Genomic DNA, 22,237 nt, shown 5'->3' on the forward strand with positions numbered 1-22,237 from the left:
TTGTGCGGCGGTTCGCTCTTATGAGCGATGGTCACCAGATCGCAACCTTCCGGACCTGTTGCCGCAAGTCATGCCCAGGTCAGAATCTACGCGCGTTGTTGTTCCACCGCCAAGGAGACCGAGACATGCCGTTGAACCGCCGGAAGTTCCTGAAGAAGTCCGCCGCCACCGGAGCGGGAGTGGCGATCGCCGGCGCGGCGGCGGCTCCGGCGGCCGAGGCGGCGGAGAAGGGGAAGCCCGGGCATCCCGAGAAGCGGTACTCGCTGACCGTCATGGGCACCACCGACCTGCACGGGCACGTCTTCAACTGGGACTACTTCAAGGACGCCGAGTACGCCGACAAGGCGGGGAACGCGATGGGCCTGGCCCGGATCTCCACCCTGGTCGAGCAGGTGCGCAAGGAGAAGGGCCGCTGCAACACCCTGCTCCTGGACGCCGGCGACACCATCCAGGGCACCCCGCTCACCTACTACTACGCCAAGGTGGACCCGATCACCGCCAAGGGCGGCCCGGTGCACCCGATGGCGCAGGCGATGAACGCGATCGGGTACGACGCGGCGGCGCTCGGCAACCACGAGTTCAACTACGGCATCGAGACGCTGCGGAAGTTCGAGGACCAGCTCGACTTCCCGCTGCTCGGCGCCAACGCGGTGGACGCGAAGACGCTGAAGCCCGCCTTCCCGCCGTACTTCATGAAGACCTTCCACGTGCCGGGCGCCAAGCCGGTCAAGGTCGCCGTCCTCGGCCTGACCAACCCGGGCATCGCGATCTGGGACAAGGCGTACGTCCAGGGCAAGCTGGCGTTCCCGGGCCTGGAGGAGCAGGCGGCCAAGTGGGTGCCGAAGCTGAGGTCGATGGGTGCCGACGTGGTCGTCGTCTCGGCGCACTCGGGCACCTCGGGCACGTCGTCGTACGGCGACCAGGTGCCGTACGTGGAGGACGCGGCGGCCAATGTGGCCAAGCAGGTGCCGGGCATCGACGCGATCCTGGTCGGGCACGCGCACCTGGAGATCCCGGAGCTGAAGGTCGTCAACGAGCAGACCGGGAAGACGGTCGTGCTGTCCGAGCCGCTGTGCTTCGCCGAGCGGCTGAGCCTCTTCGACATCGAGCTGGTGTTCAGCAAGGGCCGCTGGGAGGTCGAGTCGGTCTCGGCCTCGCTGCGCAACTCCAACACGGTCGCCGACGACCCGAAGATCACGAAGCTGCTCACCGACGAGCACGAGAAGGTCGTGGCGTACGTCAACCAGGTCGTGGGCCGGGCGACCGAGACCCTGACGACCGTGGAGGCCCGCTACAAGGACGCGCCGATCATCGACCTGATCACCAAGGTCCAGGAGGACGTGGTCAAGGCGGCGCTCGCGGGTACGGCGTACGCCTCGCTGCCGGTGATCGCCCAGGCGTCGCCGTTCTCCCGGACCTCGCAGATCCCGGCCGGTGACGTCACCATCCGGGACCTGTCGAGCCTGTACGTGTACGACAACACGCTGGTCGCCAAGCTGCTGACGGGCGCCCAGGTCCGCGCCTACCTGGAGTACTCGGCGGAGTACTACGTCCGGACGGCCGCCGACGCCACGGTGGACGTGGAGAAGCTGACGAACGCCGGTGGCCGCCCGGACTACAACTACGACTACGTCTCGGGTCTGTCGTACGACATCGACATCGCCCAGCCGGCCGGGTCCCGGATCAGGAACCTGACCTTCGGCGGGGCCGCGCTGGACGACGCCCAGCAGTTCGTGCTGGCGGTGAACAACTACCGGGCCAACGGCGGCGGTGCCTTCCCGCACGTCGCCACCGCCAAGGAGCTGTGGTCGGAGTCGACGGAGATCCGCACCCGGATCGCCGAGTGGGTGACCGCGAAGGGTGTCCTGGACCCGAAGGACTTCGCGTCGGTGGACTGGAAGCTGGTGCGCGACGGCAAGCCGGTGTTCTAGGGGTCACCCTTCCGGGGCGGCGCTCACCTGCCCTCGACGAGCGGGGTGAGCCGCTGCGGTTGCCTGCCCTGCGGTACCCGGGCCGCCGGCTCCTGGAGTCCGAAGGAGGTGAAGGCGGTCCGGGCCGGCAGCGGGTACGGCTCCTTCCCGGTGAGCGCGTTGAGGATGGTGGCGCTGCGCCAGGCGGTGAGGCCGAGGTCGGGGGCGCCGACGCCGTGGGTGTGCAGTTCGGCGTTCTGGACGTAGACCGAGCCGGTGACCGAGGGGTCGAGCACGAGGCGGTACTCCTCGTCGATGCGCGGGCGTTCGCCGCTGTCGCGGCGGATGTAGGGGTCGAGTCCGGCGAGGATGCGGTCGAGGGGGCGTTCCCGGTAGCCGGTGGCGAGGACGACGGCGTCGGTGGTGAGCCGGGAGCGGCTGTCCTGCTGGACGTGCTCCAGGTGCAGCTCGATCTTGCTGGTGGCGATCCGGCCGGCGGTGCGGACGCGGACGCCGGGGGTGAGGACGGCGTCGGGCCAGCCGCCGTGCAGGGTGCGCCGGTAGAGCTCGTCGTGGATGGCGGCGAGGGTGCCGGCGTCGATGCCTTTGTACAGCTGCCACTGGGCGGCGACCAGCCGGTCGCGGACGGGCTCGGCGAGGGCGTGGAAGTAGCGCGTGTAGTCGGGTGTGAAGTGTTCCAGGCCGAGCTTGGAGTACTCCATGGGCGCGAACGCCTCGGTCCGGCCGATCCAGTGCAGTTTCTCCTGGCCGGCCGGGCGGTGCCGGAGCAGGTCCAGGAAGACCTCGGCGCCGGACTGCCCGGAGCCGACGACGGTGACGTGTCCGGCGGCGAGGATGCCGTCGCGGTGTTCGAGGTAGTCGGCGGCGTGGACGACGGGCACGCCGGGGGCGTCCACCAGGGGTTTGAGGGGGTCGGGCACGTAGGGGGCGGTGCCGATGCCGAGGACGACGTTGCGGGCGTAGGTGCGGCCGAGGGCCTCGGCCTCGCCGTCGGTGCCGAGCTGGGTGAAGTCGACTTCGAAGACGTCCTGTTCGGGGTTCCAGCGGACGCCGTCGACCTGGTGGCGGAAGCGCAGTCCGGGCAGGTGCCCGGCGACCCAGCGGCCGTAGGCGTCGTACTCGGCGCGCTGGATGTGGAGGTGCTCGGAGAAGTAGAAGGGGAAGAGCCGTTCGCGGGTCTTGAGGTAGTTGAGGAAGCTCCAGGGGCTGGTGGGGTCGGCGAGGGTCACCAGGTCGGCGAGGAACGGGACTTGCACGGTGGCGCCGTCGACGAGCAGGCCGGGGTGCCAGTCGAAGTCGGGGCGTTGTTCGTAGAAGACGGCGTCGAGTTCGGCGAGCGGCTGGGCGAGCGCGGCGAGGGAGAGGTTGCTGGGGCCGATGCCGACGCCGACCAGGTCGCGTGGGGAGGTGGGTTCGGGGTGTGGGGGGTGGGTCATCCGGGGAGGCTTCTTTCGGCGATTTCGACAAGTTTGAGCAGGTGGGTGAGGTCGTCCGGCCGGGTGTGGGGGTTGAGGACGGTGGCCTTGAGCCAGAGCCGGCCGTCGAGCCGGGCGCGGCCGAGGACGGCCCGGCCCTCGTGGAGCAGGCGTCGGCGTACGGCGGCCACGGTGTCGTCGTCGGCCTCGGCGGGCCGGAACAGGACGGTGCTGATGGCGGGGCGGTCGTAGAGGTCGAAGCCGGGGTGTTCGCGGATCAGTGCGGCGAACTCGCGGGCTCGGGCGCAGACCTGGTCGGCCAGGGCGCCGAGTCCGCTGCGGCCCAGTGCCTTCAGGGTGACGGCGATCTTCAGGATGTCGGGGCGGCGGCTGGTGCGCGGTGAGCGGCCGAGCAGGTCGGGGAGTCCGGCGTCGGTGTCGTCGTCGGCGTTGAGGTAGTCGGCGCGCTGGTGGAGTGCGGTGAGTTCGTGGGGGCGGGCGACGGCGAGGAGTCCGGCGGCGATGGGCTGCCAGCCGAGTTTGTGCAGGTCGAGGGTGACGGTGTGGGCGGCTTCGAGTCCGGCGAGTCTGTCGCGGTGCCGGTCGCTGAAGACCAGGCCGCCGCCGTAGGCCGCGTCGATGTGCAGCCGGGCGCCGTGGGCGGTGCACAGGCCGGCGATCTCGGGCAGCGGGTCGATGAGGCCGGCGTCGGTGGTGCCGGCGGTGGCGGCGACGAGCAGGGGGCCGGGGAGCGCGGTGAGGGTCTGGTGGAGGGCGGCCGGGTCGAGGGTGCCGCCCGGTGCGGGGATGACGACCGGGTCGGGCAGGCCGAGCAGCCAGGCGGCGCGGGGCAGCGAGTGGTGGGCGTTCGTGCCGCACACGAGGCGTACGCCGCCGTGTGCTTCGCGGGCGAGCAGCAGGGCGAGCTGGTTGGACTCGGTGCCGCCGGTGGTGACGAGGGCGTCGGCGAGCCCGGCCGTGCGGGCGAGGGTGCGGGTGACGGCGGCTTCGAGGGCGGAGGCGGCCGGGGCCTGGTCCCAGGAGTCCAGGGAGGGGTTGAGGGCGCTGGCGGCGAGGTCGGCGGCGGCGGCCACGGCGAGCGGCGGGCAGTGCAGGTGGGCCGCGCACAGCGGGTCGGCGGGGTCGGCGGAGCCCGCGGCGAGCGCGTGCACGAGGGTGCGCAGGGCGTCCGGGTCGCCGGTGTCGGGCAGGACGTCGCCGAGGGCGTCGGCGACGCGGGTGGCGACGGCGTCGGGTCCGCCGGGGGGCAGCGGTCCGCCGCGTTCGTCGTGGCCGGCGGCGAGGGCGTCGAGCACGGTGTCGAGGAGGGGCCGCAGGGCGTCGGGGCCGGTGGGGCCGGAGGCGAGGGGCGGCAGGCTCGTGGGCTCTCCTGCGCTCATGGGCTCTCCTCCGGGCAGGGGGACGTCCGGCGGGCGTCCAGGGCCCGGGGCTTCCGGCGTGCGGGTGGAGTTCCAGCTTGTACCGGAAGGGGGCCTTGTGTCCCGGAAGCCGGGCGAACGGAACCCGAAAGTGTGTACTGCCGTGCCCCTGCGAGGGGTTGGGGGCCGGGTTTCCCGGGTTCGCGCCCGGTGGCCGGCGGCGTGTGCGGTGGCACTTGCGGGCCGCCGCACGGGAACAGCACTCACCCCGAAGGACAGCGCCACGAAGGCGCCGCGCACCGGCCGAGCGCGCCACGTCGGCCGGCTCGGGCAGCCGGTCGTGCCGGCCGCCACGAACGCGGTGCCGTCGGCGCGGGCTTCGCCGGTCCCCGGCCGTGCGGGCCGGGGGGCGGCGGCCGGTCCGCCGCGTCGTCGGCGGGGACCGGCCGGTCCCGGGTCGCAGGGGCTGTGCCGGCCCGGGCCGGCCGGCTGCTACTTTGCCCGGTCCTCGCCGCGCACCTTCAGGGCGCGGGACAGGTCGTCCAGGCGGTCGGCGAGGGTGCGGCGCAGGGCCGGGATGAGGTCGGCGTCGCGCAGGCAGGCCTCGCCGAGGCGGACGTTCTCCGTGTCGACGGCGTGGGCCGGGAAGCACCAGCGGCCGGCGGCGACGGCGATGGCGGGGCCGCGGCGGGCGGCGACGGCGACCGCGTCCGTGTAGAAGCGCGGTACGTACTCCCGTACCAGTTCGGCCTGTTCGGGCTGCCAGAAGCCCCGGGCGGTGGCCGTGAAGAGGTAGTTGGACAGGTCGTCGCCGGCGAACATCGCCTCCCAGGCGGCGCGTTTGGCCTCCGGGTCGGGCAGGGCGGCGCGGCAGCGGGCGGCGCCTTCCTGGCCGGTGGCGCTCGGGTCGCGGGCCAGCTCGGTGGCGAGGGCGTCCTCGTCGGTGGCGCCGAGGACGGCGAGCCGGGCGAGGATGCGCCAGCGCAGTTCGGGGTCGAGTTCGGGTCCGCCGGGGACCGTGCCGTCGGCGAGCCAGGCGGCGATGGTCTCCGGGTGGGCGGCGACGTCGATCAGGTGCCGTACGGCGATCAGCCGCAGGCCGGGGTGGTCGCCGTCCTCGGTGCGCCGCAGCAGGTCGCGGCAGAGCGAGGTGAGGGTGGCCAGGGCGGCCGGGCGGTCCTGGGGTGTCAGGTACTGGTCGGCGAGCTGGCCGGCGGCGAAGGCGAGGACGCCCTCGGCGACGGCCAGGTCGGTCTCGCGGGGCAGGTGGGCGCGGGCCGTCTCCAGGTAGGCGGCGGGCGCGAGTTCTCCGTCGCGGACGGCGTCCCTGAGGGCGTTCCAGACGACCGCGCGGGTGAGCGGGTCGGGCAGGCCGGACAGGCTGGTGCGCAGGGTGTCGAAGGAGGCGGTGTCGAAGCGGATCTTGGCGTAGGTGAGGTCGCCGTCGTTGAGGAGGACGAGGGCGGGGCGCTTGCCGATGGGCTGCGGCGTGCTCTGCGGGACGTCGAGGGCGACGCGCTCGCGCAGCAGCAGCCGGCCCTCCTCGGCGACGTCGTAGTCGTACAGGCCGGCGCTGAGGCGGTGCGGGCGGCTGCCCGCGCGGTCGGCGGTCAGCGCGCAGGTGCCGCCGGTGGGGGCGATCCGCGGGGTGAGGGTGTCGACGCCGGTGGTGCGCAGCCAGCTGTCGGCCCAGGCGTGCACGTCGCGGTCGGTGGCGGAGGCGAGGGAGTCGATGAAGTCGGCGAGGGTGGCGTTGCCGAACTTGTGCCGGGCGAAGTGGGTGTTGATGCCGGCGAGGAAGTCCTTCTCGCCGAGCCAGGCGGCCAGCTGGCGCAGCGCGGAGGCGCCCTTGGCGTAGGAGATGCCGTCGAAGTTGAGCAGGGCGGAGGCCGTGTCGTCGACGTTCTCGGGGGCGACCGGGTGGGTGGTGGGCCGCTGGTCGGCGTCGTAGCCCCAGGACTTGCGGGTGACGCCGAACTCGGTCCAGGGGTCGGTGAAGCGGGTGGCCTCGGCGGTGGTCTGGTAGCCCATGTACTCGGCGAAGGACTCGTTCAGCCAGATGTCGTCCCACCACTTGAGGGTGACGAGGTCGCCGAACCACATGTGGGCCATCTCGTGGGCGATGACCATGGCGCGGGTCTGCCGCTCGGTGTCGGTGACGGCGGAGCGGTAGACGAATTCGTCGCGGAAGGTGACCAGGCCCGGGTTCTCCATGGCGCCCGCGTTGAACTCGGGGACGAACGCCTGGTCGTAGGAGTCGAAGGGGTAGGGCTCCTCGAACTTCTCGTGGTAGCGGTCGAAGCACGCGCGCGTGATGTCGAGGATCTCGTCGGCGTCGGTGTCGAGGTGGGGGGCGAGGGAGCGGCGGCAGTGGATGCCGAAGGGCAGTCCGCGGTGTTCGGTGCGCACGGAGTGCCAGGGGCCGGCGGCGACGGCGACGAGGTAGGTGGAGATCAGGGGGGTGGGCGCGGCCTGCCAGAGGCCGTCGCCGCGGTGTTCGGTGACGCCGTTGGCGAGGACGCTCCAGCCTTCGGGTGCCTTGACGGAGACCTCGAAGACGGCCTTCAGGTCGGGCTGGTCGAAAACGGCGAAGATGCGCTGGACGTCGTCCAGGAACATCTGGGTGTAGACGTAGGTCTCGCCGTCGCTGGGGTCGGTGAAGCGGTGCATGCCCTCGCCGGTGCGGGAGTAGCGCATGACCGCGTCGACGCGCAGCTCGTGCTCGCCGGCGGTGAGGTTCTTCAGCGGCAGCCGGTCCTCGCTCAGGGACTCGGGGTCGAGGGGCTGTCCGTCGAGCGTGACGCCGCGCAGCTCGGCGGGCTTCAGCTCGACGAACGTGTCCCCGTCGGACCGCGCCGTGAAGCGGATCGCGGTGCGCGATGCGAAGGTCTCGTCACCGGTCGTGAGGTCGAGTTCGACGGTGTACCGGTGGACGTCGAGGAACTGTGCTCGGAGCTGCGCTTCGTCGCGCGTGAGTACGGACATGCAGGCCATGCTGCCTGATGGGGCCGACAGCGCACAGGGGCGGATCGGTACACGGCTTTTGTCCCCTGCGCGCCCCCGTTGGTCACTCACCCGGTCGGCCCCCTCCGGTGTCCCGGCCGGGGTCCTGTTCAGTCCTCGTGCGCCGGCTGTCCGTTGTGGGTGTCCTCGGCGATGCGTTCGTGGTGCCGGATGACCTCGGCGATGATGAAGTTCAGAAACTTCTCGGCGAAGGCCGGGTCGAGTTTGGCGTTCTCGGCGAGGCGGCGCAGCCGTTCGATCTGCCGGGCCTCGCGGGCCGGGTCGGCGGGCGGCAGCTGGTGCAGCGCCTTGAGCCGGCCGACCTGCTGGGTGCATTTGAAGCGCTCGGCGAGCATGTGGACGACGGCCGCGTCGATGTTGTCGATGCTGTCGCGCAGCCGCTCCAGTTCCTGGCGGACCTGGGGGTCGCCGGCACCGGTGCCGGTGTTGCTGGTGGTCATGGGGGTTCACCCTATGCGTTCCGGGGGCCGGGCCCTATGGGGTGTCCGGAGAGTGGATCACCGGCGGCCCTGGCCCGGGACGCCCGCACACCGCCGGGCGCCGCCGGCCACGCCGCCCGGCCCGGGACGACCCCCGCCGCACCGCGCGACGCGGACGGCCGCCGCCCGTGCCGGTCGCCACGGCGGCGTGTGGCCGAGGGTGCGCGGGCCGACGGCGGCCGGCGTGCCCCGCGGTCCTCGGTCCGTCCGGGCAGGGGGATCTCGGCCATGGCGCCGGCCGCCGGTGAGGGGTGAGGCTGGGGACATGGACGGGATCAGGGTGGGGGACGTCGTATGAGCGGGTTCACGGTCGGGGAGTCCGGGTTCCTGCTGGACGGGCGGCCGGTGCGGCTGCTGTCCGGGGCGCTGCACTACTTCCGGGTGCACGAGGCCCAGTGGGGGCACCGGCTGGCGATGCTGCGGGCGATGGGCCTGAACTGCGTGGAGACGTACGTCCCGTGGAACCTGCACGAGCCGCGTCCGGGTGTCTTCCGGGACGTGGGGGCGGTCGGCCGGTTCCTGGACGCGGTCGGCGAGGCGGGCCTGTGGGCGATCGTGCGGCCGGGGCCCTACGTCTGCGCCGAGTGGGAGAACGGCGGGCTGCCGGCGTGGCTGACGGGCGAGCCGGGCACGCGCGCGCGTACGCGTGAGGAGCGGTACTCGGCCCACGTCCGGAACTGGTTCCGCCGGCTGCTGCCCGAGATCGTGCCCCGCCAGAGCGACCGCGGCGGCCCGGTGGTCATGGTCCAGGTGGAGAACGAGTACGGCAGCTACGGCAGTGACACCGGCCATCTGCGGGAGCTGGCCGGCGTGCTGCGCGCCGAGGGGGTCACCGCCGTGCTGTGCACCTCGGACGGTCCCGAGGACCACATGCTGACCGGGGGTTCGCTGCCCGGGGTGCTCGCCACGGTGAACTTCGGCTCCCACGCGCGCGAGGCGTTCGGGGCGCTGCGCCGTCACCGCCCCGGGGGCCCGCTGATGTGCATGGAGTTCTGGTGCGGCTGGTTCGACCACTGGTCCGGTGAGCACGTCGTACGGGATCCGGCCGAGGCCGCCGGCGTACTGCGGGAGATCCTGGAGTGCGGGGCGTCGGTGAACCTCTACATGGCGCACGGCGGCACGAGCTTCGGGGGCTGGGCGGGCGCCAACCGGGGCGGCGGCGAGCTGCACGAGGGGCCGCTGGAGCCGGACGTGACCTCGTACGACTACGACGCTCCGGTGGACGAGTACGGGCGTCCCACGGAGAAGTTCTGGCGTTTCCGCGAGGTGCTGGCCGCGTACCGGCCCGGCCCGCTGCCCGAGCCGCCCCCGCCGCCCGCCGCGCTGGCGGCCCCGGCCGAGGCGGTGCTCACCGGCTGGGCGTCCCTGGCCGGTGTCCTGGAGGCGCTGGGCGGCCCGGAGACGTCCGGGCCCGTGCCGCCCACGTTCGAGGAGCTGGGGATCACCCGGGGCCTCGTGCGCTACACGGTGGACGTGCCCGGCCCCCGGCGGCCGTACCCGCTGACCGTGCGCGGGCTGCGGGATCTCGCAGTGGTGTACGTCGACGGGGAGCGGGCCGGGGTGCTCACGGAGGAGGAGCCGCGGCTGGCGGAACCGGTCGCGGGCCCCGCACGCGTGGAACTGTGGGTGGAGTCGCTGGGGCGGGTGAACTACGGCCCCCGGCTCGGTGAGGCGAAGGGCGTCACGGGCGGCGTCCTGCACGAGCGGCAGTATCTGCACGGGGTGCGCGCGCGTGGACTGGACCTGGACGCGTTCGCCGACGGGGTGGACGCGGTGCCGTTCGGCGCGGTCCCCGGGGAGGGGGCGCCGGGTCTGTACCGGGGCACGGTCACCGTCCGCGGGGCCGGGGACGCCCGGCTGGAGCTGCCGGGCCGGACGCGGGGCTTCGTCTGGGTCAACGGTTTCAACCTGGGACGTTACTGGTCGGTGGGCCCGCAGCGGTCGCTGTACGTGCCCGGGCCGGTGCTGCGGGAGGGCGAGAACGAGGTGTGGCTGCTGGAACTGGACGGCGGCGCGCCGTCCGGACCGGGCCCGCGGCTGGAGCCGGTGTGACGGCACCGGGCGGGCACCGCTCCCGCCCGCCGGCGGGGGTACGGCCGCCGGACGGGGCCCTTCCCGTGCTGCCGTCCCGCCCTACAGTGGTAGGGAGTTCCGGCGGCTTCAGGGGGTGCCGACGTGGCGAACGGCGGTCCGGTCCAGCACGGCTACCCGCATCTGGAGACGGTGCGGGCCGCCGTCACGGCGCTGTACCGGCGCCTGTCCCGCGACACCATCGAGACGTTCTCGGCCAGCGTGGCCCCGGCCGACGTGGCCTTCTGCGACACCGACGACCTGCATCTGGGCGCGCAGCGCGTGGCCCGGGAGATGGTGCGGCACTTCCGGCTGCCGGACGCGCGGCTGATCGTCGGCTTCCGGGAGATGACCCACGCGGCGAACGTCGAACTCGCGGCGGGTCCCGAGTACTTCGTGGAGCTGAACGACCGGTTCCGCACCCATCGCAGGGACATCGGTGCCGCGCTCGCCCACGAGGTGGCGCACGTCTACCTGCACCGTCTGGGTCTCGCCTTCCCCGGCACGGCGGAGAACGAGATCCTCACGGACACGGCGACGACCTATCTGGGCGCGGGCTGGCTGCTGCTGGACGCCTACCGGGAGGACGGGGTCTCGTCGCAGAAACTCGGCTATCTCACCCCGGAGGAGTTCGGTTACGTCCTGGCCAAGCGGGCCCTGCTGTTCCAGGAGGACCCCTCGGTGTGGTTCACCAGCCCGCAGGCCTACACCGCCTACGTCAAGGGGATGGCCCGGGCCCGCCAGGACGGGCAGCAGCCGCCGCTGACCGGGGCCGGGTGGGCGGGCCGCCGCCGCTACGCCCACGACCGCCGGCACGCCTCTACCGCCCCGCCGGCCGCCCCGTACGCCTTCGCCCCCGACAGCGGCGGCCGCCTCGGGGTGACCTTCCCGTGCCCGACCTGCCACCAGCGGATCAGGGTGCCGGTGCGGGGGCGGGTACGGGCGCGGTGCGGGTTGTGCCGGACGGTGCTGGAGTGCGACACGTAGCCGTCGCCGAGCCGTCCCGGGCGCTAGGCGGGGGCGGACCGGCTCGGGGTCGCGTGCCGGTCCGGCAGTACGACGCCCGCCGCGCGGGCGGCCGCGAGCCACCTGGGGAACTCGCCGACGAGACGGTCGTACAGTTCGGCGTCGGAGACCCGGCTGGGCTCCCGGCCGGCGTGGAAGAAGCCGGCGTTGTCCACGATCCGTTTGCCGGGGACGGGGAGTTCGTCCAGCTTGCGCAGGAAGTCGAACTGCCGGCTGTCCGGGTCTCCGAAGCCGACGAACTGCCAGAACAGCGGGAGCCGTGCGGCCTTGCAGAGGTAGCGTTCGGCGGCGGGCTTGCTGATCGGGCCGCCGTCGGTCTGGAAGACGACGAGGGCGGGGGCGGTGGCGCCGCTGTCCAGGTAGTGGTCGATGACGGCGTCCATCGCCAGGTGGTAGCTGGTCCTGCCCATGTGGCCGAGTCCGGCCACGATCCGCTCGATCCGGCCCTGGTGTCCGGCGAGGGTGATGTCGGTGACCGCGTCGATGTCCGTGGAGAAGAGCACGACGGGCACGCGGCCGTCGTCGTCCAGGTGCGCGGACAGCCCCAGCACCCGGTCGGCGAGCGCCTGCACGCTGCCGTCCTGGTAGTACGGCCGCATCGAGCCGGAGTGGTCGAGGACGAGGTAGACGGCGGCCCGCAGCCCGTCCAGGCCGTGCTTGCGCAGCGACACCCCCGCCGACCGGTAGGCGCCGGCCAGCGCGGGCGCGGTCTCCTCCACCTTGCGCAGGCTGATCGCGGCCATGATCCCCCCTTGGCTGTTCCGGCGCCCGAGCGTACCCGTACGGCGTACATGCGACGACGCCTGCCCAGTCGTCCGGTCGGGGACAGGCGGGCAGGCGCCGTTCATGTTCCGTACGCCTTTGTACGGGACGTCTGTGCGGGACCAGGGGTCCGTTGTGCGCGCGTCAGACCGCCAGGGCGCGGTCCGTCGGGCGGATCGGGGCCGGCAGGTCGCTGGCTCCGGTCAGGAAGCGGTCGACTCCGCGGGCGGCCGAGCGGCCCTCCGCGATCGCCCACACGATGAGGGACTGGCCGCGGCCGGCGTCACCGGCGACGAACACACCCGGCACGTTGGTCTGGAAGTCGGCGTCGCGGGCGATGTTACCGCGTTCGTCGAGGTCCAGGCCGAACTGCTCCACCAGGCCGTTGTCCCGGTCGGTGCCGGTGAAGCCCATGGCGAGGGTCACCAGCTGGGCCGGGATCTTGCGCTCGGTTCCCGGCTTCGGGGTGAGCCTGCCGTCGATGAACTCCACCTCGGTGAGGTGCAGCCACTGCACGTTGCCGTCCTCGTCGCCCTCGAAGTGGGTGGTGGAGACGGAGTAGACCCGCTCGCCGCCCTCCTCGTGGGCGCTGGTGACCTTGTAGAGCATCGGGAAGGTCGGCCAGGGCTGGTTCGTCGGGTGCCGCTCGTCGCTCGGGCGGGGCATGATCTCCAGCTGGGTGACGGAGGCCGCGCCCTGCCGGTGGGCGGTGCCCACGCAGTCCGCGCCGGTGTCGCCGCCGCCGATGACGACGACGTGCTTGCCCTCGGCCGAGACCGGCGGGGTGACGAAGTCGCCCTCCTGGACCTTGTTGGCCAGCGGCAGGTACTCCATGGCCTGGTAGACGCCCTTGAGTTCGCGGCCGGGCACCGGCAGGTCGCGGGCGGTCGTGGCGCCGACGGCCAGGACGACCGCGTCGTACCGCTTCTTCAGGTCGCGGGCGTTGATGTCGCGGCCGATCTCCACGCCGGTGCGGAAGCGGGTGCCCTCCGCGCGCATCTGCTCGATACGGCGGTTGATGTGCCGCTTCTCCATCTTGAACTCGGGGATGCCGTACCGGAGGAGGCCTCCGACGCGGTCCGCGCGCTCGTAGACGGCGACCGTGTGGCCGGCCCGGGTCAGCTGCTGGGCTGCGGCGAGACCCGCCGGGCCGGAGCCGATGACCGCGACCGTCTTGCCGGACAGGCGCTCGGGGATCTGCGGGGCGACGTCCCCGGTCTCCCACGCCTTGTCGATGATCGAGACCTCGACGTTCTTGATGGTGACCGGCGGCTGGTTGATGCCCAGCACGCACGCCGACTCGCAGGGGGCCGGGCAGAGGCGGCCGGTGAACTCCGGGAAGTTGTTGGTCGCGTGCAGCCGCTCCTGGGCGGCGGCCCAGTCCTCGCGGTAGGCGTAGTCGTTCCACTCGGGGATCAGGTTCCCCAGCGGACAGCCGTTGTGGCAGAACGGGATGCCGCAGTCCATGCACCGGCTGGCCTGCTTGCTGATGATCGGCAGCAGCGAGCCGGGGACGTAGACCTCGTTCCAGTCCTTCTTGCGCTCTTCGACGGGACGGGTCTTGGCGACCTCACGGCCGTGGTTCAGGAAGCCCTTCGGGTCAGCCATTGATCGCCGCCTCCATCATCTTCTCGGTGATCTCGGTCTCGGTGAGACCGGCTCGCTCGGCGGCGTCCTTGGCGGCGAGCACTGCCTTGTACGTGCTGGGGATGATCTTGCTGAACCGCTCCACGGCCGTGTCCCAGTCGGCGAGCAGCTTCTCGGCGACCGTCGAGCCGGTCTCCTCGGCGTGGCGGCGCACCACCTCGTGCAGCCACTGCTTGTCGGTGTCGTCCAGCGCCTCGACGGAGCCGGCGTTGCCGGCGTTGACGTTGTCGCGGTCGAGGTCGACGACGTAGGCGACGCCGCCGGACATGCCCGCCGCGAAGTTGCGGCCGGTCGGGCCGAGGACGACCGCGTGACCGCCGGTCATGTACTCGCAGCCGTGGTCGCCCACGCCCTCCGAGACGACCAGCGCGCCGGAGTTGCGGACGCAGAACCGCTCACCGCTACGGCCGCGCAGGAACAGCTCGCCGCCGGTGGCGCCGTAGGCGATGGTGTTGCCCGCGATGGTCGAGTACTCGGCGAGGTGGTCGGCGGCCCGGTCCGGGCGGACGATGATCCGGCCGCCGGAGAGGCCCTTGCCGACGTAGTCGTTGGCGTCGCCCTCCAGGCGGAGCGTGACACCGCGCGGCAGGAAGGCGCCGAAGGACTGGCCGGCCGAGCCGGTGAAGGTGATGTCGATGGTGTCGTCGGGCAGGCCCGCGCCACCGAACTTCTTGGTCACCTCGTGGCCGAGCATGGTGCCGACCGTGCGGTTGATGTTGCGGATGGCGACCTGGGCGCGCACCGGCTGTGCCTCGGTGGCGTCCGACGCGCCGAGCGCGTCGGCGGCGAGCTTGATCAGCTCGTTGTCCAGGGCCTTCTCCAGGCCGTGGTCCTGGGCGACCAGCCGGTGGCGGACCGCGCCCTCGGGCAGGTCCGGCACGTGGAACAGCGGCTCCAGGTCCAGGCCCTGCGCCTTCCAGTGGTCGACCGCGCGCTCGACGTCCAGCACCTCGGCGTGGCCGACGGCCTCCTCGATGGAGCGGAAGCCCAGCTCGGCGAGGAGCTCGCGGACCTCCTCCGCGATGAACCGGAAGAAGTTCACCACGTACTCGGCCTTGCCGGCGAAGCGGTCGCGCAGCGTCGGGTTCTGGGTGGCGATGCCGACCGGGCAGGTGTCCAGGTGGCACACGCGCATCATCACGCAGCCGGAGACGACGAGCGGCGCGGTCGCGAAACCGAACTCCTCGGCGCCGAGCAGCGCGGCGATGACCACGTCGCGGCCGGTCTTCAGCTGGCCGTCGGTCTGCACGACGATGCGGTCGCGCAGGCCGTTGAGCAGCAGGGTCTGCTGGGTCTCGGCGAGGCCGAGCTCCCAGGGGCCGCCCGCGTGCTTCAGGGAGGTCAGCGGGGAGGCGCCGGTGCCGCCGTCGTGACCGGAGATGAGCACGACGTCCGCGTGCGCCTTGGACACACCGGCCGCGACCGTGCCGACGCCGACCTCGGAGACCAGCTTCACGTGGATCCGCGCCTGCGGGTTCGCGTTCTTCAGGTCGTGGATCAGCTGGGCCAGGTCTTCGATGGAGTAGATGTCGTGGTGCGGCGGCGGGGAGATCAGGCCGACGCCCGGCGTGGAGTGCCGGGTCCTGGCGACCCACGGGTAGACCTTGTGGCCGGGCAGCTGGCCGCCCTCGCCGGGCTTGGCGCCCTGGGCCATCTTGATCTGGATGTCGTCCGCGTTGACCAGGTACTCGGAGGTCACGCCGAAGCGGCCGGAGGCGACCTGCTTGATCGCCGAGCGGCGCGCCGGGTCGTACAGGCGCTCCGGGTCCTCGCCGCCCTCACCGGTGTTGGACTTGCCGCCCAGCTGGTTCATGGCGATGGCGAGGGTCTCGTGCGCCTCCTTGGAGATGGAGCCGTACGACATCGCGCCCGTCGAGAACCGCTTGACGATCTCGCTCGCCGGCTCGACCTCGTCGAGGGGGATCGGCTGCCGGCCGGACTTGAAGCCGAACAGGCCGCGCAGCGTCATCAGGCGCTCGGACTGCTCGTTCACCCGCCCGGTGTACTTCTTGAAGATGTCGTACCGGCCGGTGCGGGTGGAGTGCTGGAGGCGGAAGACCGTCTCGGGGTCGAACAGGTGCGGCTCGCCCTCGCGGCGCCACTGGTACTCGCCGCCGATCTCCAGCGCGCGGTGCGCCGGGGCGATGCCGGAGACCGGGTAGGCCTTGGCGTGGCGGGCGGCGACCTCCTGGGCGATGACGTCGATGCCGACGCCGCCGATCTTGGTGGCGGTGCCGTTGAAGTACTCCTCCACGAAGGTCTCGTCCAGGCCGACGGCCTCGAAGACCTGGGCGCCGCGGTAGGAGGCGACGGTGGAGATGCCCATCTTGGACATGACCTTCAGGACGCCCTTGCCGAGGGCGTAGATCAGGTTGCGGATGGCCTTCTCGGGCTCGATGCCGTTGATGAAGGTGCCCGCGCGCAGCAGGTCCTCCACCGACTCCATCGCCAGGTACGGGTTGACGGCGGCGGCGCCGTAGCCGATGAGCAGGGCGACGTGGTGGACCTCGCGGACGTCGCCGGCCTCGACCAGCAGGCCCACCTGGGTGCGCTGCTTGGTGCGGATGAGGTGGTGGTGGACGGCCGCGGTGAGCAGCAGCGACGGGATCGGCGCGTGCTCGGCGTCGGAGTGCCGGTCGGACAGGACGATCAGACGGGCGCCGTTCCCGATGGCCGCGTCGGCCTCGGCGCAGATCTCCTCGATGCGGGCGGCGAGGGCCTCACCGCCGCCGGAGACCCGGTACAGGCCGGACAGCGTGGCGGCCTTAAAGCCGGGCATGTCGCCGTCGGCGTTGATGTGGATGAGCTTGGCCAGCTCGTCGTTGTCGATGACCGGGAAGGGCAGCACGACGGACCGGCAGGAGGCGGCGGTCGGCTCCAGCAGGTTGCCCTGCGGGCCCAGCGACGAGCGCAGGGAGGTGACCAGCTCCTCGCGGATCGCGTCCAGCGGCGGGTTGGTGACCTGCGCGAACAGCTGGGTGAAGTAGTCGAAGAGCAGCCGCGGGCGCTCGGACAGGGCCGCGATCGGCGAGTCCGTGCCCATGGAGCCGATCGGCTCGGCGCCGGTGCGGGCCATCGGGGCGAGGATGACGCGCAGCTCCTCCTCGGTGTAGCCGAAGGTCTGCTGGCGGCGGGTGACCGAGGCGTGGGTGTGGACGATGTGCTCGCGCTCGGGCAGGTCGCCCAGCTCGATCTCGCCGGCCTCCAGCCACTCGGCGTACGGCTTGTCCGCGGCGAGGGACGCCTTGATCTCGTCGTCCTCGATGATGCGGTGCTCGGCGGTGTCGACGAGGAACATCCTGCCGGGCTGGAGGCGGCCCTTGCGGACGACCCTGGCCGGGTCGATGTCGAGGACGCCGACCTCGGAGCCGAGGACGACGAGGCCGTCGTCGGTGACCCAGTAGCGGCCGGGGCGCAGGCCGTTGCGGTCGAGCACGGCGCCGACCTGGGTGCCGTCGGTGAAGGTGACGCAGGCGGGGCCGTCCCAGGGCTCCATCAGCGTGGAGTGGAACTGGTAGAAGGCGCGCCGGGCCGGGTCCATGGAGGCGTGGTTCTCCCACGCCTCCGGGATCATCATCAGCACGGAGTGCGGCAGCGAACGGCCGCCGAGGTGCAGCAGCTCCAGGACCTCGTCGAAGGAGGCGGAGTCGGAGGCGTCCGGGGTACAGACCGGGAAGATCCGCTCGATGTTCTTCTCGTCGGAACCGAACAGGTCGGAGACGAGCTGCGACTCGCGGGCGCGCATCCAGTTGCGGTTGCCCTTGACGGTGTTGATCTCACCGTTGTGCGCGACGAAGCGGTACGGGTGCGCGAGCGGCCACGACGGGAAGGTGTTCGTGGAGAACCGGGAGTGCACGAGCGCGATCGCGGAGGCGAAGCGGCGGTCGGACAGGTCCGGGAAGAAGGGCTCCAGCTGGCCGGTGGTCAGCATGCCCTTGTAGACGATCGTCCGGGCGGACAGGGACGGGAAGTAGACCCCGGCCTCGCGTTCGGCGCGCTTGCGCAGCACGAACGCCTTGCGGTCCAGCGCGATGCCCTCGCTGGCGCCCGCGGTGACGAAGACCTGCCGGAAGACCGGCATGGTGGAGCGGGCGGTGGCGCCCAGCAGCTCGGGGGCGACCGGGACCTCGCGCCAGCCGAGGACGGTCAGTCCCTCGTCGGCGGCGATCGTCTCGATGCGTGAGACGGCGTCCTCGGTCCCGTCCTCCGGCAGGAAGGCGATGCCTACGGCATAGGAGCCGGCCGCGGGAAGGTCGAAACCGGCCACTTCGCGGAGGAAGGCGTCCGGCACCTGCGAGAGGATGCCCGCGCCGTCGCCGGAGTCGGGCTCGGAACCGGTGGCACCACGGTGTTCCAGGTTGCGCAGGACGGTGAGGGCCTGCTCGACCAGGGTGTGGGACGCCTCGCCGGTGAGGGTGGCGACGAAACCGACGCCGCACGCGTCGTGTTCGTTGCGGGGGTCGTACATACCCTGCGCAGCAGGGCGAGCATCCATGAACGACCAGTTCTGGCCATTCGCGGAGTGCTGGGACGGCTGGCGCGGCGTACGCATCGGCTCTCCCGTCGTCGTCATGTGGCATGTGGCAAGTGCCGAGGGACGACGTTGGCCCTCTGCGTGAGATCTGCGATGAGATCAAAATTTCGTGCAGGTTACATGATGGAGCGGTTCTCGGGAACCGGAAACACCGTTCCAGCATGCGGACGCCGCGGTCGCGGCCCGGGTGCCGCGCGGACGCGGCGGGTGCCGTGCGGTGGCGGCGGAGTGCCGTGCCGGGACGGCGGTGCCGTGCGGTGGCGGCGGGGGCCGCGCGGGGGCGGCCGACGGGTACGGGGGGACCGTTGCGGACACGATCGGTCGGATCGGCGTCCGGCGGTCCGGAGGGGGGTCCGGGGAGGGCGTCGTCGCCCGCCCCGCGGGGGTGCGGCAGGCGTCATTGCCCACAGCGCTTACGGCTCATGCCCGGTGGTCACGCGCTCGAAACCAGCGAGTAACGGGTAGTTATGCGGCCCATCGCATAGGTACCGGTCGAGCTATCCTACGGCCGTTCCGAACAGAGTGCCCAGGACGTACGTCACACCGGCCGCCGCACCACCGAGCGCGAGCTGCCGCAGACCGCTGAACCACCAGCTGCGCGCGGTCACCTTGGCCACGACGGCACCGCACCCGAAGAGACCGGCGAGGGCCAGCAGGACGGCGGGCCACAGCGCGGTCGCGCCGAGCAGGTACGGCAGGAGGGGCAGCAGGGCGCCGAGCGCGAACGAGCCGAAGGACGAGACGGCGGCGACCAGCGGCGAGGGCAGGTCCCCGGGGTCGATGCCCAGTTCCTCGCGGGCGTGGATCTCCAGGGCCTGCTCGGGGTCCGCGGAGAGCTGCCGGGCGACCTGCCGGGCCAGTCCGGGCTCCACCCCGCGGGCCACGTACAGCGCGGCCAGCTCGTCCTCCTCGTCCTGCGGGTGCCTGCGCAGCTCGCGGCGCTCGACGTCGAGTTCCGCCTCGACGAGTTCCCGCTGGGAGGCGACGGAGGTGTACTCGCCGGCCGCCATGGAGAAGGCGCCGGCCGCGAGCCCCGCGAGACCGGTGATGATGATGGTGTGCTGGCTCACGGATCCGCCGGCCACGCCCGTCATCAGGGCCAGGTTGGAGACGAGACCGTCCATGGCACCGAAGACGGCGGGGCGCAGCCATCCGCCGTTCACGTCGCGGTGCGTGTGGTTGTCGCGGTGCGCCTCGTGCAGCGCGGCCTCGGTGTCGAGAATGGCCATCCGGGACCCCCAGGGAAGCTAAGCCAAAGCTAACTTTGGACGAGTTCTATATTTCGACAACACAGAACCTACGCTCTTCATTTCCCCCGCGCCAGCAAGGAAAGGCTGGGCTAACCTGCGACTTCTCTCCTGAGCGCTCAGATGTGCGATTGCTATCTCAGATGCTGACCGGGTGACACAGCCCCGCCCCCGGCTCACGCGGCCGCCTCCCGTGGGACACATCCGCAGAGGGTCCCCTGGGACCCGCCGAAGGAGGCCGCCCATGGCATCGATCGCCCGCACTCCCCGGGCCGCGGCGCCCGGTGACGCCGCCGGACTCCGCGAACGGGCCCGCGGTGCGCTGCTGGGCCTGGCCGTCGGGGACGCGCTGGGCGCACCGGCGGAGAACCTCAGGCCCTCCGAGATCCGCGCCCGCTGGGGCCGGATCACCGGATACGTCAGCGAGCAGCCGTACGGCACGGACGACACCGAGTACGCGATCTTCTCCGGTCTGCTGCTGGCCCGGCACGGCTCGGCGCTCACCCCGGAGCATGTCGAGGCGGCCTGGCACGAGTGGATCGCCGACCGGGCGGAGGGCCCCTTCCGCGGCGCGGGCTTCAGCGAGCGCGGCACGCTGGAGAACCTCCGCCGCGGCCTCGCCGCCCCCATCTCGGCGCAGCACCGGCACGCCTGGAGCGACGGGCTGGCGATGCGGGCGGCGCCCTTCGGGGTCTTCGCCGCCGGGCGTCCCGCCGAAGCGGCCCGGCTGGTGGCCGTCGACGGCTCCGTCAGCCACGAGGGGGAGGGCATCTACGGTGGCCAGGCGGTCGCGGCGGGCGTGGCGGCGGCGATGACCGGCGCGGCGGTCCCGGTGGTGATCGCCGCCGCCCTCGCGGTGATCCCGGACGACTCCTGGACGGCGCGCTCCCTGCGGCGCGCGGTGTCGGTGGCGCACCGCGGCGAACGCGCGGTGCGCTCCGCGGTCGTCATCGGCGGCTACCCCTGGACCGACCTGGCCCCGGAAGCGGTCGCCCTCGCCTTCGGCGCGTACGCGGCGGCCGACGGCGACTTCCGGGAGGCGGTGCTGACGGCCGTCAACATGGGCCGTGACGCGGACACGACGGCGGCGGTGGCGGGCGCCCTGTCCGGCGCCACCCAGGGCCTCCCGGCGATCCCGCCGCACTGGTCGTCCGCGATCGGCCCGGCCCGGGGCCGCTGCCTGCCGTCCATCACCGGCCACCACGTACTGGACGTGGCGGACCTCCTGCTGACGGCGGCGGACGCGGGCACGGCAGGGACGGCGGCCGGAGTGGCGGGGAAACGGGAGGTGATCCCGGCGGCCGTGGCGGCGCCCTTGGCCGCGGTCCGGCCGGCGGCCGTGGTGAAGGGGGAGCGGGCAGCGGCCGAGGGTGCGCTGGAGCCGGCCGAGCCCCTCCCCCTGCCCGACGCCATCCAGCCGGCCGGCCTCCTCCCCCTGCCCGACGCCGCCCGGCCCACCGAACTCCTCCCGCCCCCTCCCCCCGCCTCTCGGCCGACCGGGCCGGATGGCGGGCGGGCGGCGGACCGGGGCTCCAGGGAGCGAAGCCCCCTCGTGGGTACCGGGCACGCGGGGCAACCGGACGGCGAGGGCCGGCCATGACAGCGCGCCGTATCGAGGGCCTCCTCCTCGGCCTCGCCGCCGGAGACGCCGCCGGCTGGCCCGCCGCCCGGCACCGCGCCGTCCGCATGCCCGAGTGGACCCGCCGCCTCACCCGGGAGCTGGACACCTTCGCCGAGCAGAACGCCACCACCACCCTCCCGGTGCCGATCGCCCTCAACCAATCCCCCGAACCCCTCCGCCTCGGCCCCTCCGACGACGCCGAGTGGGCGGCGTTCGCCGCGGAGGCGGTCCTGCGCGCCGGCGACGACGACGTCCTCGGCGACCTCAGCCGGGCCCGCCGTATGCGCGCCGCCATCGACCTCACCTGGACCGCCGTGGCCTCCGAGGTCGCCGCCGCGGCGGACCGCGCCCCGGAGATCGAGTCCGCCGTCCTGCCGCTGCGCGCCCGCATCTCCGTCCGCGCCGGCCTCGGCAACCTCGCCACCGGCCTGCGCCCGCCCGCCACCGGCCACGACAACCCGCACTACTTCGACGACGCGGCCTGCGTCCGCGCCTGCGTCCTCGCCGTCGCCCACCCCGGCGACCCGCGACAGGCAGCCGCGCTCGCCGAGTTCGACGCCCGCTACACCCAGGACGGCGACGGCGTGCATGGCGCGCGGGCCATGGCGGCGGCCCTCTCCCTCGCCCTCGCCGACGCGGACACCGACACCTGCGTGACCGCCGCGCTCGCCGAACTCCCGGCGGACACCGAGATCGGCCGCAACGCCCGCCACGCCCTCGCCCTGGCCGAGGACAGCGGGTCCGCCTTCGCCCTCGTCCCCCTCCTGGAACACCAGATCGTCGACCACGTCTACAGCTACGGCATCGCCGCCGCCGAGACCGTCCCCGTCGCGCTCGCCCTGGCCACCGCGGCCCGGGGCCGGATCGCCGAGGCCGTACCGGCCGCCGCCTGCCTGTCCCGGGTCGCCGACTCCGCGCCCGCCCTCGCCGGCGCGCTCACCGGCGCCCTCGGCGGCGGCGCGGCGATCCCCGCGACCTGGCGGGACGCCTGCCGCGTCCTGCCCGGCTGCACCCTGCCCCGTCTCACCGGCACCGACCTGGTGGAACTCGCCGGACTCCTGGAAGCCGCACAACCGGCCCGCCCAGGAGGATGATTCGGGGC

Annotated in this window: 12 protein-coding genes and 1 pseudogene; 5 read left to right on the forward strand and 8 right to left on the reverse strand. The window is 72.8% G+C overall.

The genetic code is table 11. The features are described from left to right. Positions 1-125 precede the first annotated feature (125 nt). Positions 126-1,931, forward strand: a complete 1,806-nt coding sequence (locus AB0947_RS18450; protein ID WP_366751373.1) for a 5'-nucleotidase C-terminal domain-containing protein — start codon at positions 126-128, stop codon at positions 1,929-1,931. A gap of 23 nt (positions 1,932-1,954) precedes the next feature. Here AB0947_RS18450 and AB0947_RS18455 read toward each other — a convergent pair whose 3' ends face one another. The 4 genes from AB0947_RS18455 to AB0947_RS18470 all read right to left on the reverse strand — a co-directional run bounded on the left by AB0947_RS18455 (position 1,955) and on the right by AB0947_RS18470 (position 8,189). Then, a complete protein-coding gene (locus AB0947_RS18455; protein ID WP_366751374.1) occupies positions 1,955-3,367 on the reverse strand; it encodes a SidA/IucD/PvdA family monooxygenase in 1,413 nt (470 codons plus the stop codon). Next, positions 3,364-4,746 (reverse strand): aminotransferase class V-fold PLP-dependent enzyme, encoded by a 1,383-nt coding sequence (locus AB0947_RS18460; protein WP_366751375.1) that lies wholly within the window; start codon positions 4,744-4,746, stop codon positions 3,364-3,366. The genes AB0947_RS18455 and AB0947_RS18460 overlap by 4 nt, the downstream gene beginning before the upstream one ends. A 471-nt stretch (positions 4,747-5,217) precedes the next feature. After that, positions 5,218-7,710 (reverse strand): aminopeptidase N, encoded by a 2,493-nt coding sequence (pepN, locus tag AB0947_RS18465; RefSeq protein WP_366751376.1) that lies wholly within the window; start codon positions 7,708-7,710, stop codon positions 5,218-5,220. Positions 7,711-7,838: 128 nt separating this feature from the next. Continuing rightward, positions 7,839-8,189: a chorismate mutase gene (locus AB0947_RS18470; protein WP_366751377.1), complete on the reverse strand. Its 351-nt coding sequence runs from the start codon at positions 8,187-8,189 to the stop codon at positions 7,839-7,841. Positions 8,190-8,522: 333 nt separating this feature from the next. Here AB0947_RS18470 and AB0947_RS18475 point away from each other — a divergent pair, with 333 nt between their 5' ends. Next, on the forward strand, positions 8,523-10,280 hold the full coding sequence (locus tag AB0947_RS18475) for a beta-galactosidase family protein (protein ID WP_366751378.1): 1,758 nt from the start codon (positions 8,523-8,525) through the stop codon (positions 10,278-10,280). Positions 10,281-10,403: 123 nt separating this feature from the next. Next, the gene (locus AB0947_RS18480; RefSeq protein WP_366751379.1) at positions 10,404-11,285 is read left to right on the forward strand and encodes a hypothetical protein; all 882 of its coding nucleotides are present in this window, start codon (positions 10,404-10,406) and stop codon (positions 11,283-11,285) included. A gap of 23 nt (positions 11,286-11,308) precedes the next feature. On the opposite strand, the gene AB0947_RS18485 is transcribed toward AB0947_RS18480, so the two are convergent. The 4 genes from AB0947_RS18485 to AB0947_RS18500 all read right to left on the reverse strand — a co-directional run bounded on the left by AB0947_RS18485 (position 11,309) and on the right by AB0947_RS18500 (position 19,496). Further along, positions 11,309-12,067, reverse strand: coding sequence for a VWA domain-containing protein (locus AB0947_RS18485; RefSeq protein WP_366751380.1), 759 nt, complete (start codon positions 12,065-12,067; stop codon positions 11,309-11,311). 163 nt (positions 12,068-12,230) lie between these two features. After that, the gene (locus tag AB0947_RS18490; RefSeq protein ID WP_366751381.1) at positions 12,231-13,694 is read right to left on the reverse strand and encodes a glutamate synthase subunit beta; all 1,464 of its coding nucleotides are present in this window, start codon (positions 13,692-13,694) and stop codon (positions 12,231-12,233) included. Beyond that, on the reverse strand, positions 13,687-18,285 hold the full coding sequence (gltB, locus tag AB0947_RS18495) for a glutamate synthase large subunit (RefSeq protein ID WP_366751382.1): 4,599 nt from the start codon (positions 18,283-18,285) through the stop codon (positions 13,687-13,689). The genes AB0947_RS18490 and gltB overlap by 8 nt, the downstream gene beginning before the upstream one ends. Positions 18,286-18,764: 479 nt before the next feature. Beyond that, positions 18,765-19,496, reverse strand: coding sequence for a VIT1/CCC1 transporter family protein (locus tag AB0947_RS18500; protein ID WP_366751383.1), 732 nt, complete (start codon positions 19,494-19,496; stop codon positions 18,765-18,767). 262 nt (positions 19,497-19,758) lie between these two features. Between AB0947_RS18500 and AB0947_RS18505 the strand changes: the two are divergent. Continuing rightward, positions 19,759-20,598: pseudogene (locus tag AB0947_RS18505) on the forward strand (ADP-ribosylglycohydrolase family protein); the annotation flags it as partial. A 59-nt stretch (positions 20,599-20,657) separates the two neighbouring features. Continuing rightward, on the forward strand, positions 20,658-22,229 hold the full coding sequence (locus tag AB0947_RS18510) for an ADP-ribosylglycohydrolase family protein (protein WP_366751501.1): 1,572 nt from the start codon (positions 20,658-20,660) through the stop codon (positions 22,227-22,229). Positions 22,230-22,237: the final 8 nt, after the last annotated feature.

This window comes from Streptomyces sp. NPDC047841, from assembly GCF_040704085.1.
GTDB lineage: Bacteria > Actinomycetota > Actinomycetes > Streptomycetales > Streptomycetaceae > Streptomyces > Streptomyces argyrophylli.

Excerpts from the sequence above, each read along its gene's own strand:
- AB0947_RS18450 (WP_366751373.1), top strand. The coding sequence starts at position 126 with ATGCCGTTGAACCGCCGGAAGTTCCTGAAGAAGTCCGCCGCCACCGGA.
- AB0947_RS18455 (WP_366751374.1), bottom strand. The coding sequence starts at position 3,367 with ATGACCCACCCCCCACACCCCGAACCCACCTCCCCACGCGACCTGGTC.
- AB0947_RS18460 (WP_366751375.1), bottom strand. The coding sequence starts at position 4,746 with ATGAGCGCAGGAGAGCCCACGAGCCTGCCGCCCCTCGCCTCCGGCCCC.
- pepN (WP_366751376.1), bottom strand. The coding sequence starts at position 7,710 with ATGTCCGTACTCACGCGCGACGAAGCGCAGCTCCGAGCACAGTTCCTC.
- AB0947_RS18470 (WP_366751377.1), bottom strand. The coding sequence starts at position 8,189 with ATGACCACCAGCAACACCGGCACCGGTGCCGGCGACCCCCAGGTCCGC.
- AB0947_RS18475 (WP_366751378.1), top strand. The coding sequence starts at position 8,523 with ATGAGCGGGTTCACGGTCGGGGAGTCCGGGTTCCTGCTGGACGGGCGG.
- AB0947_RS18485 (WP_366751380.1), bottom strand. The coding sequence starts at position 12,067 with ATGGCCGCGATCAGCCTGCGCAAGGTGGAGGAGACCGCGCCCGCGCTG.
- AB0947_RS18490 (WP_366751381.1), bottom strand. The coding sequence starts at position 13,694 with ATGGCTGACCCGAAGGGCTTCCTGAACCACGGCCGTGAGGTCGCCAAG.
- gltB (WP_366751382.1), bottom strand. The coding sequence starts at position 18,285 with ATGCGTACGCCGCGCCAGCCGTCCCAGCACTCCGCGAATGGCCAGAAC.
- AB0947_RS18500 (WP_366751383.1), bottom strand. The coding sequence starts at position 19,496 with ATGGCCATTCTCGACACCGAGGCCGCGCTGCACGAGGCGCACCGCGAC.